At 48.9% G+C, this 15,595-nt stretch carries 13 protein-coding genes; 6 read left to right on the plus strand and 7 right to left on the minus strand.

The window, feature by feature from the left end; translation table 11 throughout:
- Positions 1-24 precede the first annotated feature (24 nt).
- The 4 genes from JHJ32_RS18840 to JHJ32_RS18855 all read left to right on the plus strand — a co-directional run bounded on the left by JHJ32_RS18840 (position 25) and on the right by JHJ32_RS18855 (position 5,082).
- The gene (locus tag JHJ32_RS18840; RefSeq protein ID WP_200122027.1) at positions 25-1,434 is read left to right on the plus strand and encodes a sensor histidine kinase; all 1,410 of its coding nucleotides are present in this window, start codon (positions 25-27) and stop codon (positions 1,432-1,434) included.
- A gap of 6 nt (positions 1,435-1,440) precedes the next feature.
- Positions 1,441-2,931: a TlpA disulfide reductase family protein gene (locus tag JHJ32_RS18845; protein ID WP_200122028.1), complete on the plus strand. Its 1,491-nt coding sequence runs from the start codon at positions 1,441-1,443 to the stop codon at positions 2,929-2,931.
- A complete protein-coding gene (locus JHJ32_RS18850) occupies positions 2,928-3,614 on the plus strand; it encodes a LytTR family DNA-binding domain-containing protein (protein ID WP_200122029.1) in 687 nt (228 codons plus the stop codon). Before JHJ32_RS18845 ends, JHJ32_RS18850 begins: the two co-directional genes overlap by 4 nt.
- Positions 3,615-3,756: 142 nt before the next feature.
- Positions 3,757-5,082 (plus strand): TolC family protein, encoded by a 1,326-nt coding sequence (locus tag JHJ32_RS18855; protein ID WP_079718477.1) that lies wholly within the window; start codon positions 3,757-3,759, stop codon positions 5,080-5,082.
- Here the strand turns inward: JHJ32_RS18855 and JHJ32_RS18860 are convergent.
- From JHJ32_RS18860 to JHJ32_RS18890, 7 genes are all read right to left on the minus strand, one after another.
- Positions 5,076-7,259: a S9 family peptidase gene (locus JHJ32_RS18860; protein ID WP_200122030.1), complete on the minus strand. Its 2,184-nt coding sequence runs from the start codon at positions 7,257-7,259 to the stop codon at positions 5,076-5,078. The genes JHJ32_RS18855 and JHJ32_RS18860 overlap by 7 nt on opposite strands.
- 93 nt (positions 7,260-7,352) lie before the next feature.
- Positions 7,353-8,414 (minus strand): ABC transporter ATP-binding protein, encoded by a 1,062-nt coding sequence (locus tag JHJ32_RS18865; protein ID WP_079718479.1) that lies wholly within the window; start codon positions 8,412-8,414, stop codon positions 7,353-7,355.
- A gap of 198 nt (positions 8,415-8,612) precedes the next feature.
- Positions 8,613-9,518 carry an outer membrane beta-barrel protein gene (locus tag JHJ32_RS18870; RefSeq protein ID WP_200122031.1) on the minus strand — a complete coding sequence of 302 codons (906 nt, stop codon included), beginning with the start codon at positions 9,516-9,518 and terminating at the stop codon, positions 8,613-8,615.
- Positions 9,519-9,550: 32 nt separating this feature from the next.
- Entirely contained in the window at positions 9,551-10,387 is an 837-nt protein-coding gene (locus JHJ32_RS18875) for a hypothetical protein (protein ID WP_200122032.1), read from the minus strand.
- Positions 10,374-10,931, minus strand: a complete 558-nt coding sequence (locus JHJ32_RS18880) for an RNA polymerase sigma factor (protein ID WP_233632758.1) — start codon at positions 10,929-10,931, stop codon at positions 10,374-10,376. Before JHJ32_RS18880 ends, JHJ32_RS18875 begins: the two co-directional genes overlap by 14 nt.
- Positions 10,932-11,051: 120 nt before the next feature.
- Positions 11,052-11,471 (minus strand): tRNA (adenosine(37)-N6)-threonylcarbamoyltransferase complex ATPase subunit type 1 TsaE, encoded by a 420-nt coding sequence (gene tsaE, locus JHJ32_RS18885; protein ID WP_079718483.1) that lies wholly within the window; start codon positions 11,469-11,471, stop codon positions 11,052-11,054.
- A 22-nt stretch (positions 11,472-11,493) separates the two neighbouring features.
- Complete coding sequence (locus tag JHJ32_RS18890) at positions 11,494-13,047, minus strand: PglZ domain-containing protein (RefSeq protein WP_079718484.1); 1,554 nt, start codon at positions 13,045-13,047, stop codon at positions 11,494-11,496.
- 171 nt (positions 13,048-13,218) lie between these two features.
- Between JHJ32_RS18890 and JHJ32_RS18895 the strand changes: the two genes are divergently transcribed.
- Both JHJ32_RS18895 and lpxD read left to right on the plus strand, forming a co-directional pair.
- Positions 13,219-14,466 carry an HD domain-containing protein gene (locus tag JHJ32_RS18895; protein WP_079718485.1) on the plus strand — a complete coding sequence of 416 codons (1,248 nt, stop codon included), beginning with the start codon at positions 13,219-13,221 and terminating at the stop codon, positions 14,464-14,466.
- A gap of 49 nt (positions 14,467-14,515) precedes the next feature.
- Positions 14,516-15,556, plus strand: coding sequence for a UDP-3-O-(3-hydroxymyristoyl)glucosamine N-acyltransferase (gene lpxD, locus JHJ32_RS18900; protein WP_200122034.1), 1,041 nt, complete (start codon positions 14,516-14,518; stop codon positions 15,554-15,556).
- Positions 15,557-15,595 lie beyond the last annotated feature (39 nt).

Below are 15,595 nucleotides of genomic sequence, written 5' to 3' on the forward strand. Positions count from 1 at the left end.
CTTTGCCGGAAAATCTTTTTCATTATGAATTGGCATCGCATTGAATTTATCATCGCTACGGCTATTTATCTATTCAGCCTCATTTTTATTTACAGCAATAGCATCGATCACTGGGGCGAGCGTTATGTTGCGTCATACATGGGGTGTGCCACGGTAATTTATGGTGTTTTCGCTTTATTTACACAATGGATATGGCCTTGTTATTTCCGCAAAAGAAAAATCGAGCTGGGAGCGGTATTGACCCTGTTGCTTTTTTTCTTTTCCTGGATAGGTCTTTCCGTCTGCGTGTGGATAAGACATTATGCGGTGTATCAATCAACGGCCTTTTGGCCTCACCTTACTCGAGGCGAATCCCTCGCTGTATCGTTGTTGCTCTTCCTGTCACTGTTTGCCTATGAAGGGCTCAGGCATAGTATTGTTTTAGTACGAACCAGTGGCAGGGGACTTTCCAAACGGATCATTCAAGAATCGCTGGTTGTACTCGGCGGCGGCATAGCCATCTTTTTGTTCTTGCTGAGCTTAGCGGAAAGCTTGGCGGCCTTATGGCTGTCGGCTGTCCCTTACGCATACACCATTTACGCGCTCAACATCTACTGGTTACTGCCTCTGCGGGAAAAACGGCATCATTCGTTGGTTTTGTACCTCGCTATCGCAATCGGGTTGTCATTCGTGATTTTCATTCCTTTCGGTATCTTCTTTCTAAATGTCTCGCGGGCGGCCGGTGCGGTGTTTTTTTTCGAATGGATATGCATTATCCTCATCGTAATACCGCTGGCCAATTTGGTCTACCGCCGCCAAAAGGAGCGCATCGCTCAGCTGGTTAATCTCCAACTGGAACTTGGGCAGACTTCGGCAGATCTCAGCTTCCTCCGCTCACAGATCAACCCGCATTTCTTGTTCAATATCCTCAATACGCTGTATGGCACGGCGTTGCAAGAAAAAGCCGATCGCACCGCTTCGAGCATCCAAAAGCTTGGCGACATGATGCGTTTCATGCTACATGAAAACAACCAGGACAAGATTTTACTCTCCCACGAGGTAGAATATCTCCGCAACTATATTGACCTGCAACTGTTGCGTACAGCAACCTCCCCGGGTATCACAGTAGAGCATACTATCCACGACGCGCTAAGCAACACGTACATCGCTCCAATGCTGCTTATCCCCTTCGTAGAGAACGCCTTCAAACATGGCATTAGCTTGCAGGAAAAATCGTGGATAAAAATCAGCCTTTACGAAGCTGACGGACGGCTGTTTTTCGACGTACACAACAGCATCCACCGCAAACCGGACTCCGACCCCGAGCGGCGCCACTCAGGCATCGGCTTGGAAAATGTGAAACAACGGTTGGCGATGCTATACCCGGGCAGGCATGATCTGGTCATTCGCGAAACAACGCAGGAGTTTTTTATCCACTTAACTGTAATTTGCTAAATCGCCATGAAAAAAAAGCTCCTCTTGTGTATAGCCATGGGCGTGCATATCTGGTCTTATGCGCAACTTAAGCTGAGCGGGCATGTCTCCAATCTGCCGGATGGTCCAAAGCTGGGGTCAGTGGTCGTCAATGTACCGTTGGCATTTGGGTATTTTGAAGATGCCAATAAGCAACTGGCTACCGATGCAGCAGGGTACTTCAATACCATACTGCCGTTGAATGAAGAAAAAATAGGCTATCTCCAATGGGGAAACCATGAAGTTTTTTTGTGGATGAGGCCCGGTGAAGACTTGACCGTAGAATTGGATGCTGCCAGCGGCGAAATCGTTTTCGGTGGTACCATGGCCAATGCCAACCTCCTCCTTCATCGATTGGAATTGCAGAAGGCTCCGCTTTTCTATATAGACCATAGACGGGCGAACGCGGCGGCGGTAAAAGACAGCATCATCCGCCCCCACATGGAGCAGCTAACGACAAAAACCAATCTGATAGATGCCAGTCCACTGAGCGCAGGCGAGAAGGAATTTCTGAAGGCCGAGTTGCATTATCATTTTGTGGTTTACTTCGACCTGTATGTGCGTACGGCTAAGTGGCCGACCGACACCTGGAGCACACTCATACAAGACGTTATCAGCGAGGAGACACCGGAGCCCAAGTCGGCACTCCGGGGGCCGATGTACTATGCTTTCGTTGATACGTACGTCGATTTTCTGGAAACGCGTGCGTTTTCGGCGAGGGATAAGCTGCCTTTGTTCAAGACGTTGCTGCATGCCACCTATGGCATAGAGAGCTTTGACAGCTTGAATGCCATCTATGAGCAATATGGCGAAACGTACATCAACTGGCTGGCCGTAAAGCAAACGTTCGATGCCAAAACCGCCGAGCACTATCTCGCCAAACAAGTTAAAACCAAGTTCCATGGTGGCGAGCTTACCGAAGGGAAAAACCTGCTGGATGCACTACGTACTTCGTTTGGCCAAAGCGGCTACCTATCCACCCTGGAACGCAGCATGGACAGCTTAATAGAACGGTCTGTGGTACAGAACGACCAAATCGTCATCCCCGCTGACTACCGGAGTTTTCAAAGCATCAACGCGTTTGTCAAGCAGTTTGCAGGAAAACTGGTGTATTTGGATGTCTGGGGGACATGGTGTGGGCCCTGCAAGGTGGAAATGAGGCATGTACAACCGCTGAAAGAACGTTTCGAGGGCAAGGACATCGTATTTTTGTACCTTGATATGGACGACGATAAGAAAGATGCTGAATGGCGGGAATACATCCGGATAAATGCGCTAACAGGGGTACATCTGCGCAAAAACAATGCCGACATACAAGCCATTTGGAGCGAGTTGCTGCCTGCTGATCAAAGTCGGCATGGCTACTATCCCAGCTACTTTTTATTCGATAAAAACGGTAACTTAGTAGCCGAGCCCGTTAGACGGCCCAGTGAAAAAGAAGCGTTGTATGCTCAATTAGACAAATATCTTAACCAATGACCACCATTGCCATTGACGACGAACCCCTCGCCTTAGAGGTCATCCGTAGCCATGCTGCCAAGGTACCTTTCTTGGATTTAAAGGCTACGTTTATCAACGCCTTTGAGGCGATGGACTACTTGAGGCAACACCCCGTTGAACTCCTCTTTCTGGATATCAAGATGCCCGATATTTCAGGTATCGAATTTTTCAGAAGCCTCAGCAAAAAGCCACTGGTCATTTTCACCACCGCTTATTCTGAACATGCAGTGGCCGGTTTTGAGCTTGATGCGGTGGACTACCTACTCAAACCATTTTCGCTCGCCCGGTTTCTCAAGGCGTGCAATAAGGCGCAGGAATGGCTTCAATTGCGGGGTACCAATGGCAGCAAGCCGGAATACCTCTTTGTCAAAACGGGGTATGAACAGGTGAAAATAGCATTTACCGACATCGACTACTTGGAAGCTACCGGCAACTATGTCAATTTTGTACTGGGCGATCGCCATATCCTCAGCCGGATGACCATCACCGAGTGCGAGGAGTTATTACCTGCGCACCGCTTCATCCGTATACATCGCTCGTTTATCGCCGCTATTGATAAAGTACAGAAAATCGAACGACATCAACTGACTGTAGGCGACAGCATACTGCCAGTGGGTTCATCCTATATGGCCACGATTAAGCAGCTTTCGACCAAACCATAGGGCAAACTGTTCGTTTCCGAACACTCACTGCCCGATATCGGACAAGCCTTTCCAAAAAGGCTATTCACAATCTACTTATAATCTTGTAGTTATAACTTTGGCGCAGACTATGTGTACCCTATGCCAAAAATAGCGCAACGAAATGTTTGACAGAATACGTTATATAATTTATTTAGGCGTGGCTCTTGGATTGGGCAACCATGCCGCCATTGCACAAGACACCCTGACTTTGGAACGCTGTATCGAATTGGCTCTTGAAAACAACCTGGACGTCCAGCAAAGCGAAATTCGGACCCAAAACCAAGCCATCAATTTAAGGCAAGCCAGGCAAAACTTAATACCTGATTTGACAGCACGTCTTGGTCATTCTTTTGAGGTAGGACGGGCCATCGATCCGGAAACCAACCAATACCTGAACAACGTGACCAATCGATACGGAAACCAAAGCCTCAGCAGCTCCGTGGTTTTGTTTGACGGACTACGGATGTTCCGCGCCATCACGCAACAAGCTTATGCGTACCGCGCAACCCAATTGGATGAACGATACGCCAAGGAACAGATAGCGCTCAACGTGGCGAGCGCCTACATTCAGACCCTTGCCGCCCGAGATGTGGTTGCACAGACTGACAGCCTGGTTGCCGTCACCCGCCGTCAGGTAGAACGGCGAACATTGCTTTTTGAGCAGGGTGCCGAAGCACCTGCCGACTATTATGATTTGAAAGGCCAATACGCCAATGACCTCAACAACTTGAACGACGCTAAGACCCGTTTCAATGAAGCACTGGTTAATCTTTTCCAGCTGATCAATCTCCCTTTTGACGCCGAGACCCAGCTCGTTTCTCTCCAGGAACTGCCGGCAAACGGAGGTACCTTGACGGATGACGCACTCTACCAAACCGCGGCTGAGCGGCTAAGTGTCATTAAAGCCGCCGATAACTGGGTAAAAGAAGCCCAGTTCGGATTGAAAACGGCTCGTTCGTCCTATTTCCCCTCGCTCTCCGTGGGCGGAGGTTTGACGAGCAGCTACATACACGGCAACGGCATTTACATCGACCAGGTACGTGATCGCGTTGGACAAAATCTGGGATTTACGCTTTCAATACCAATATTAAATCGATTTCAAGTACGCAACAATGTCGCGCGGGCCAAGCTTAACCTGTTCGATGCCGAAAACATTTCACGGACGCGCCGGAATGAGCTGCAACAAACCACAAGCCAAGCGTTGTTTAACCTTGATGCTGCCAAAACACAGTACGAAAACTTGCTCGAACAGGTCGCAAACTACGCCGAGTCATTCCGCATTGCCGAAGTACGCTTCAATGCCGGCGCCATCAATTCCGTGGAATACCTGATAGCTAAAAACAAGCTCGACAACGCCAATGCCAACCTCGTCATCGCTCGCTACCAATGGCACCTCCGCCAACGCATTGTGGATTATTACAATGGCGAGATGCCATTGGATTATTGAAATGACCAGCGTTCCCTGCCGGTATCAGGATTGTAAGGGAGCTCTCCGGCATTCCAATCAGGCGGCTCCACCTGAAGCAGGTGCTTGACGAAAAAGTCACGCTTTTTCATTCGCCCGAAAGGGCCGCCATCACTATGGCCCATGCCCGGTATGGATAAAAAATCGAAGGTTTTGCCTGCTCTTATCAACGCGTCGGCCACGCGATAGGAAGACTCCGGCGGCACATTGCTATCGGCTTCGCCTACAATCAGCAACAACTTGCCGTTCAGCTTGCGCGCATTGGCAACCGTTGCACACGATTGGGCCTCATAGTGCGGCCCTACGGGATATCCCATCCACTGTTCATTCCACCACTGCTTATCCACGCGGTTGTCATAACAACCACAGGCGGCTACACCAGCTTTGTAGAAGTGCGATTGGAACAACAAAGCCGAGACGGTGTTCTGCCCGCCAGCAGAAGTGCCATACAAGCCAACGCGGGTGGTATCTACGGACGGATACTTCTCTGCCAGTGCCTTGATCCACAATATGCGGTCGGGTAAGCCCGCGTCCGCGATATTTTGCCAGCATATGTCGTGAAATGCTTTGGAGCGGTTGGCGGTTCCCATGCCATCGATCATCACCACGATAAATCCAAGTTCGGCTAGACTCTGCATCTCGCTGTACGGCACAAAGGACTTGGGCACGAACGAGTCATGAGGTCCTGCATAGATGTTTTCAAGCACGGGGTATTTTTTTGCTGGATCGTAATCTGACGGCTTGCTGACTATCCCCCAGATGTCCGTTACGCCGTCCCGGCCCTTAGCGACGAACACTTCGGGTGGCGTGATGCCGCTTTGCTGATAGGCTTCACTTAGCACAGCTTCTTCCAGCACGGCTATTTCCTTGCCATCCTTCCCGTTGCGCAGCTTGGTCACCGGAAGCTGGTTGACGGTTGAGTAGGTGTCAATATAATAAGATTTGCTGGGCGAAAATACCACGCTGTGGTTGCCCGGCTCGGGTGTCAAGTCAACGAGTCCCTTCCCGTCGAAACCAATGCGGTAATAATGGATATGATAGGGATCTTCTCCCGCGTTCATTCCGCCGGCAGTAAACCAGATCTGCCTGTTTCTGGCATCCACATCAACCACATCCCGCACCACCCATTCGCCAGCGGTGATGGGCTTTTCTATACCACTGGTCAAGTCAACCAAGTAGAGATGGCGCCAACCATCCTTCTCTGACGACCGGATAAGGATATTGCGTTCTTCCGGATAGTGGGTATACTGCCGGTCGTGGTAGATAAACGTGCCGGTTCGTTCATCGACGACATTTCGTGTGGTGCCCGTGTGACTGTCCACCTCGATAACACGAAATCGCTGATGACCTCGATCGAACTTCTCATAAGTAAAGTACCGGGCATCGCCATACCGCCACCGCAACAATGGTGCTGCATTTGGAAAATCAATGGGCTCCGCGGCTACCTTGACGGCCGTCCGCTTGTCAAGCGGGAAAACAAACAAATCGTACGTCGTAAAAGGGTCTCCAGGTTGTTTGTATGGACGAGACACCAGCTGACCCCGCGTGGTTTCAGGAACGGCCGACAAGACAAAATGCACCAATGAATCCTGTACCGGATGGATGAGATAACCAGCAAGGTATTTACTGTCGGGACTCCAAGCCACGGCTCCATATGGGTTTTCCTTGGTGCCATCAGAAGTAAATTGAATAATCTCTCCGTCGCTCAACCGCTTAGCAAAGAGATTGCCCTCTTCGATGTATGCTTCCCATTGCTGATCGGGAGAGACACGTTCGCCACGGAAATCTGCCATCCCCCAACGCCTCTGCCGATTGGGCTGCTGCACCTGCTCGCCCGGTGCTTCGGCTACCACTTGCGCTTTGTTGGTAAACAGTTGCTTTTTGCCAGATTTCGCGTCTACAAGCACGTATGCCGATGAGCCGTCCGGCAGGATATTTTCATACCAAAACGACTGCTCATCTTGACGCCAATGGGCTTCTACCCGATCGTTGAACACCGCATTTTTGGTAAGACTGTCCATCCTTGCCGCGTGTTTATAACGTGCTACGATTTCATCATGTGATGGCGTGAACGCCTCGGGGGTTTGTGCCACCAAGACGGACACATTGAGTAAGAGTGTTGCCAAAGGGGCATACCCTATCCATGTTGATTTATGCATGTTTCAAAAGGTTACAAAACGCCAAATATAAGGACTCAAATGGCAGCGGCTAAGCCATATTTTAACCCACACTTAGCAGGTATTGGCCATTCTTTATGAAGCATCGTTGGTATGGAACCGTTTGATGCGCACGCTCACTCGCATACCTTTTCGCAGGTCTGTCACTGAACTCACAATCACCTGCAAGGAGAGGCTGGTGTCCTGAACGGCAACCACCTGGTAAAATCCCTTGAATTGAATATCCACGACGTGAAAGCTTGCATGTGGGCTTTCCTCCAGCGATAGCCATTCAGGATGGACAATGACAGTCGTTGCATCCGTAATGATACCCAATGCGGATGCCTCCGCGTTGGTAAGGATGTTGCTCTTGGCTAGCAATCGCGCCGTGTAACTATCCGGTGGCTGTCGGTACAGCAGCGCCGGCTCATCGGCTGCCACCAAATGTCCGTGCCGCAACACAATCAGCTGATCCGCCATAGAAAGCACTTCTGCCGGATCGTGTGACACCAACACCACCGTCAGCCCGGTTTCGTCCACGATATGGCGAATATCCCGTTGCAGTGTCTCCCGGAATGACGCGTCTACCTGATTAAAGGGTTCATCCATTAGAAGCACTTCGGGCTCCCTTACCAGGGCCCTGGCGATGGCTACCCGTTGTTTTTCGCCACCGCTTAGATCGGCAATACGTTGCTTAGTTAAGTGCGCAATACGCAGGCGGTGTAGCGTGGCTTCCGTCCGGCTGAACTTCACCGCTAAATCGGTGTTTGGTAGTTGAGACGCTACGTTGTCCCAGACATTGGCATAGGTATTCAAATCGTCAAAACCCTGCGATACCATACGCATCGCATCGTGTCCGGGAATAAGTTTCTCTCTTGGGTTAGGTACTCGCCACCCCCGATAGCGTACTTCGCCCTCATCGGGTTCCAACAACCCGTAGATGAGCCGGAGCATGGTACTTTTGCCACTGCCGCTTTCTCCAATGATGGCGGTGACCTGCGCCTCGGCAATGCCGAAAGTCAGCCCGTTGACCGCGACGACCGGCTCCTTGGCCTGAAAAGAACGGCTCAGGTTTTCGCCGTGGATAAGTGGAAGTCCGTCGCGGTGTACATCATTGGGTACCGAGCAGGATGGGGGAGTTGTTGGGATTGACACCATAAAAAGCCGTCCCGAGCATGTCGGGTCGGCACAAAACTACAAATTATTATTGATACAGTTAAGAAGCAGGGAATCTGGCAAATCAGGTTGACAATTCACGATATTCCGGTTGTTGGGTTTTTGACTGGAACGCTCACTCCGTTTCGCGATCCTATGCCCCCCCCAACAACCGGAATAAGCAAAAACTTGTCACACTTGTCAGAAGCCGAGCATCAACCCAAAGGTAAAGTTCTGCAATCCCGCGTGCTGGGGACTGTTTTCGAAGATATCATTGAAGTAATACTTGGCGTAAATACCAAAGGCGCCAACGCCAAACCGGGCGAATGCGCCGTAGCGGAACTCATTAAATGCATAGTCTCCACGCTGTTTGACTTTGCCGTCTGCACCGCGGTACCTTTGTGTACCTTTCAGCAGGAAGCCCCCTTCCGGGCCAAACGCAAACCGCATCCGGCCCATACCGGAATAATTTTTGCTCCTGAACTCAAAGGTAAGCGGCAGCCTTAAGTAAGTAGACGTGAGCCTGTTGTTCCTGATATCCGTCTGGTCGTCAACAACGGTCAGCGGCACAATGTCCGGATCAAATATATAATTGCCCTTGAGCCGTATGTAAGTCCAGTCGAATCCTCCGGATAAGAATATCCGGAACTGGTCATTAAAGCGGTACCCTGCCTGCAATACATCAAATCCGAAATTGACCGTCTTTCCGCGCCGGTAATCGAATATATCGTTGTCGTCAGACAGCGAGAAGCTGCCATTGTCCATCAGCTTGACCAACCCCAGATCAATCCGTGACAGTGTGACCCCATAAATGGGATATGACTTCCTGGGGTGGTCTTTCGTTACACTCACCCGTTTGCCGTCTTGCTTATCGTCCGAATCGTACTGGTACGCTTTTTCTGATTTTTCGATAGTAATCATGCCCTCGTCCTTCCCGGGGACGATGATACGCACTTTGCGTTTTTCTCCGGTATTGACATCTTCCATGATGACGGTATCGGCAGATATTTTACCCAAGCTGCGAAGGCTATCAGTCCGCTTGTTTTCTTGTGCTGCAGCCGTGAGAATAAGGGCATAAAACAATACTGTAAGGCTAATGTATCTCATATCAGTTGTATATTAAATGTTTGATGCTTATATTATTTTACTTTTTTCTTTTTGTTTTTTGCCAAGCCAAAGTTAAAGTCAAGCTTCAGCGAACCTTCGCTATCATTTGAAAAGGTAACAAGCTTTTCTTCACGTTGGTCCACGGTGCCCACTACATAATTGAGGATATTACTAATCCCGAAAGGTTGCTTTCGTTCTCCTGCTGACGCCAGCATGGTTTCCTCGTCGTCTTCCAAAGCGACCAACGGTTGGATGTCCGGCACGTTGGCTAGTGCCTCCTCCATGGCTACGGATTGTTCTCCAGGACGCTCAACCGGAAGCTCCACTACAGCAGTTGCAGGACGTTTTACTTCGGATGCTCCGGCCACCTCGTACTGTATGGGCTGATTGGCCATGAGTTGCTGGGGGCCTTGATTTTCCACTGGCGGTCTGTCGTTATTTACGCCGGAGTCGAGCGTAGGTGACGTATGCTGGACCGATCCTCGATCTTTTTTTGCAAATACTTGTTTAAGCCGTTCGATATCCAACGGCTCGCTGGCCGGCACGGTGTCCTTGTCCGATTGCGTTATCGTCCCAATTGCGGGTTCGATAGGGTCTGCCTTCGCCACAGGGCGTTGCAGATAGGTGACAGCGACAGGCCTGTTGTACCAGTAAAACACACCGCATACGGCCAGCAGCATAGCGGCAGCTGATAACCACCAAACAGGCAGGCGCCGTTGTTTGGCGGGCGCCGCCTTCGCATCGCCCTGTGCTTGAGCGTCCAGCTGCGCAGCTATCTTTCCCCAAAGGTCTACCGGAACCTCAGGCCGAAAATCACCGAACTTCTCTTGCAGCTGCTTGTCAAATTCATTTCTTTTATTGGGATTCATAACGTCCTCCTTCCAATTGTGTTATCCGTTCCTTAAGCCAAGTCCTTGCCCTTGATAATTGTGACTTGGACGCTCCTTCACTGATATGGAGCGTTTCAGCGATTTCTTTGTGTGAATACCCCTCCAGGGCATACATGTTAAACACGACGCGATAGCCATCTGGAAGCGTCTGGATAATTCGCAGCAGGTCTTCGCATTCCAAGCTGTCCATCGAAAAGGTCTGTTGGATGTCGTCTTGCACATCCTCGATGTCCACAGAATAACCGCCGCGCATATTGCGACGATATGTTTCTACTGCCGTATTGACCATAATCCGCCGTATCCACCCTTCAAACGATCCCTCGCCACGGAAACGCTCAATACTCTTAAACACCTTTACAAACCCCGTTTGAAGCATATCTTCCGCTTCAAATGTGCTTCTTGCATAACGCATACATACCCCCAGCATTTTTGACGCCATCGCCTGATACAGCTGTTGCTGCGCGTGGCGATTGCCGGCCTTGCAGCCTTCATACAAACTATCTATTGTAACCGTTTGCTCCAACTTGCGTGTGTTTACTGTAATGATGACGATATGAATAAAAAGGTTGCATTGGGGGGATGATTTTTTTGCAAAATACTGCATGCTGTTACACAGCGACTTGCAAACAAAAGCGTACTTTACTCACCGCTGCGGATGCACAGTAATGCGGCGATGACCATTACCGGAACCGGTGATAACCACCTCTACGGCATCGGGAGGCAATAAACCGGCGATTTTTTCCGGCCATTCGATAAAGCAGTAGTTTCCTGAATAGAAATAGTCTTCATATCCCAGGTCAAAAGCCTCCTGCTCAGACCGGATCCGGTAAAAATCAAAGTGATAGATAGGCTCGCCGGCGGCGCTGTACTCATTTACAATAGCAAACGTAGGGCTCGATGTGGCGTCGCCGACGCCAAGTTGGCCGCAGATGGCTTTGATTAGTGTAGTCTTGCCCGCCCCCATTTCGCCATAAAAAAGAAATACCCGATACTTGCCTGCTGCTGCGAGGATTTGAACAGCCGCACGGGGTAAATCCGTTAAACTTGCTACCTCAATGACCATGAGGGCAAAAATACATTTTTTGCTATTTGGTTGTGTACGTTGCGAACGGAATGATCATTTCTTCCAAGGAAATGCCTCCATGCTGGAATGTTTCATTGAAATAATTGACGAAATGATTGTAATTGTTGGGATAGACGAAATACGTATCTTCTTTCGCAAAAATAAAGCTTGAACTCACATGAAGCTTTGGCAGCATGGCATCGTGCGGATTCTTGATGTGAAACACGTCCTTAGCAATAAAATTGAGATTCTTGCCCTGCTTGTACCGCAAGTTGGTATTCGTATTCCGGTCGCCGATGACTTTGCTGGCGTGCTTCACCCGGATGGTACCATGATCAGTGGTGATGACGACACGTACCGATTTTTGCGAAAGCCATTTCAGCGCATCCAAAAGCGGCGAATGTTCAAACCATGACAAGGTGAGCGAGCGGTAGGCGGCCTCATCATTGGCCAGCTCGCGGATCATGGCCATATCCGTACGCGCGTGGGAAAGCATGTCTACGAAATTATACACCAACACGTTTAGGTCATTGCCCATCAGGTTACTCAGGTTATCAGCAACATCGCGCCCCTGTTCGAGCGTAAGCACTTTGGTATATGAGTGTTTGCATTCTTTACGGTAGATCCGCTTGATTTGGTCAGCCAAAAACTTATCTTCGTGGAGATTTTTCCCTCCTTCATCTTCATCATTTTGCCACAATCCGGGGTGCAGCCGCTCCATTTCCAAAGGCATCAATCCACTGAATATGGCGTTACGAGCATATTGCGTAGCGGTAGGCAATATGCTGTAGTAGCTATCTTCTTCTTCCAACCGGAAATAGTTGGTGATAACGTCGTTGATTACCCGCCACTGATCATACCTTAAATTATCAATGAGGAAAAAGAATGTAGGCCTATTGTCTTGTAACGTAGGAAAAACCTTTTTGCGGAACAACTGGTGCGACATGATAGGTCCTTTTTCGGGTTCTTTCACCCAACGGAGATAATTTTTTTCCATAAACTTGGAAAACTGCATGTTGGCCTCCGCCTTTTGCAACGTAAGCACTTCATGCATTCCGGCATCTTCGAGTTTTTCAAGCGACAATTCCCAGTAAATTAGTTTTTTGTAAACGTCGGCCCATTGCTCATAGTCCAAGTTGTCATTGAGAATCATGCCGAGGTTTCGGAAGTCCTGCTGATAAGCCATGGACGTCTTTTCGCTGATGAGCCGCTTATTCTCCGTCAGCTTCTTGATGGTAAGCAAAATCTGCTTGGGATTGACGGGTTTTATCAGGTAATCGTCGATTTTAGAACCAATGGCGTCTTCCATCAAGTGTTCTTCCTCATTTTTTGTCACCAACACCATGGGGACGACCGGATTGATGTTTTTCAACTCAGAGAGGGTCTCCAATCCCGTAAGTCCCGGCATATTTTCATCCAAGAAGACCAAATCATAAAAGCCCTTTTTAAAGGCCTCTACTGCATCGTTGCCATTGGTCACCGTTTTTACGCCATATCCCTTCTCATTCAACAGCATGATGTGCGGCTTCAGCAAATCAATCTCATCATCTGCCCATAGTATATTCGTCTCTTGCATTCCTTATTTCCTAACGTAAAAGATTGGTTGTATTATTATTAATAATTGCGAACATAACGAAAAGTTTGCCTTGACCTGACTTTTTTAACAAAAATTAACAGGCGCGTAATGTATCTTTGCGCCATAAATCCTATGGCGAGTGACGGTACTTCCCATTAATGGAGCTAGGCATTGAATAAAAAGAAAATAATCAACGATCCTGTTTATGGGTTCATTTCCATCCCATCTGGTTTTATATTTGACCTGATACAGCATCCCTATTTTCAACGCTTGCGCTACATTAAACAGGTAAGCATGACGCACCTCGTCTATCCCGGAGCCTTGCACACCCGTTTCCAGCACGCGCTGGGCGCTATGCATCTCATGGCGCTGGCCATCGAAACATTACGCGGGAAGGATACGGCCATCACGGAGGAGGAGGAGGAAGCCGTCCTGACCGCCATTTTACTGCATGACATTGGCCATGGCCCCTTTTCTCACTCGCTGGAGCATACCTTGGTCGAAGGTGTTTCGCATGAGCTGCTTTCGGCACTCATGATGGATGAACTCAACGCGACATTCAACGGGCGATTGGACATGGCCATCGCGATTTTCAATAACCGCTATCCGAAAAAATTTCTTTACCAGCTGGTTTCCGGGCAGCTTGATATCGACCGGATGGATTACCTCAGCCGGGATAGCTTTTTTACTGGGGTGGCTGAAGGGGTCATCAGTTTTGACCGCATCATCAAAATGCTCCATGTCGTTGATAACGAGCTGGTCGTTGAACAAAAAGGTATCTATTCTGTGGAGAAATTTCTCATCGCGCGCCGTTTGATGTATTGGCAGGTTTACCTCCATAAGACAGTTCTCAGTGCCGAACAAATGTTACTCAAGATTCTCCAGCGTGCGAAAGAGCTATACGGGCAGGGCAGCCCGCTCTTTGCCTCACCATCCTTGGAACATTTTTTGCGTAACAAGATTACCCGGGAAAATTTTACGGAAGATGTGACACATTTGGAGCATTTTTCTCGTCTCGATGACACAGACATTTGGTCGGCAGTGAAGGCTTGGGCGTATCATAACGACCACATCTTGCGCATGCTGTGTTCTCGGCTTATTGCCCGGTCCTTGTATCGAACAGAATTATACAGCTCCGCTCCGCAAGCGCATATCATCGCCGATTTACAAGAACGAGCTGTCAAACACTTCGGTATAAACATTGCTGACACAGCGTATTATGTATGGGTACAATCCATTGAGAATAGTGCATACGAACAAAACAACAGTAATATCAAAATATTAATGAAAGATGGAAGCGTACAGGATATCGCGGAAGCATCAGATTTGTCCAATTTAGGAACCTTGTCAAAAAAAGTTCAGAAATTTGCTGTTTCATTTCCAAAAGAATTGCTAACTATTCCATCATCAATAAGCTGACAGCCAGTAAAAATTTGAATATATATCGTTTAAACTTATACATTTGCAGATGCAATTTTCCGCACATCAAATAGCTACGCTCGTAAATGGTTCCCTGGAAGGAAACCCCGATGTGATGGTAGAGCAACTGGCCAAAATCGAAGAAGCATCCACGGGCAGCTTGTCTTTTTTGTCCAACCCTAAGTACGAACAGTATCTCTATACAACGCGGGCATCAGTAATCATCATCAATGAAGATCTGAAGCTGGACAGGCCGATAGCGAGCACCCTCATCCGGGTGAAAAATGCCTACACAGCATTTTCCCTACTGCTGGAACTGTACAACAAAATGCGTTTGGATAAAGCAGGTATTGAGGAGCCGGTATTCATCCATCCCAGCGCCAAAATAGGGAAAAATGTCTATATCGGTGCCTTTGCGTATATCGATAAAGATGTAGTCATCGGAGATAATGCTAAGATCTATCCGCATGTGTACATTGGCGACAATGTCAAGATCGGCCATGACACCACGCTGTTTGCCGGGGTGTCAGTCTACTTTGACTGTGTCATCGGATCGCATGTCATTATCCATTCGGGCACCGTGATAGGCAGCGATGGCTTCGGCTTTGCTCCGCAGGAAGATGGCACGTATAACAAAATCAGCCAAATCGGCAATGTGGTCATCGAGGACAAAGTGGAGATTGGGGCAAACACGGTTATTGACCGCGCAACGATGGGATCGACGATTATCCGTGAAGGTGTCAAACTGGACAACCTGATCCAAATAGCCCATAATGTGGAAATTGGAAAACACACCGTCATTGCCGCTCAATCGGGCATCTCGGGAAGCACCAAGGTTGGTGAAAATACCGTCATCGGCGGGCAGGTTGGCATCGTTGGCCATATCAATATTGCCAATGGCAGTCAGATACAGGCGCAATCCGGTGTAAACCGTACCATTGCCGAGGAAGGCAAAAAATGGTCCGGCAGCCCCGCGACTCCTTATAATGCGCAAATGCGCTCTCAAGTGGTCTACTCTCGCCTTCCGGAATTGGAGCGTCGGCTTGAAGAGTTGGAACAGCTATTATTAACCAAAGAACTATCGAAATAAATAAGCGCTTAGCCTCCTTGCAAAAGGACAAGCCAAATG

The organism is Parapedobacter sp. ISTM3, from assembly GCF_016533505.1.
In the GTDB taxonomy this organism is placed as follows: Bacteria; Bacteroidota; Bacteroidia; order Sphingobacteriales; family Sphingobacteriaceae; genus Parapedobacter; species Parapedobacter luteus.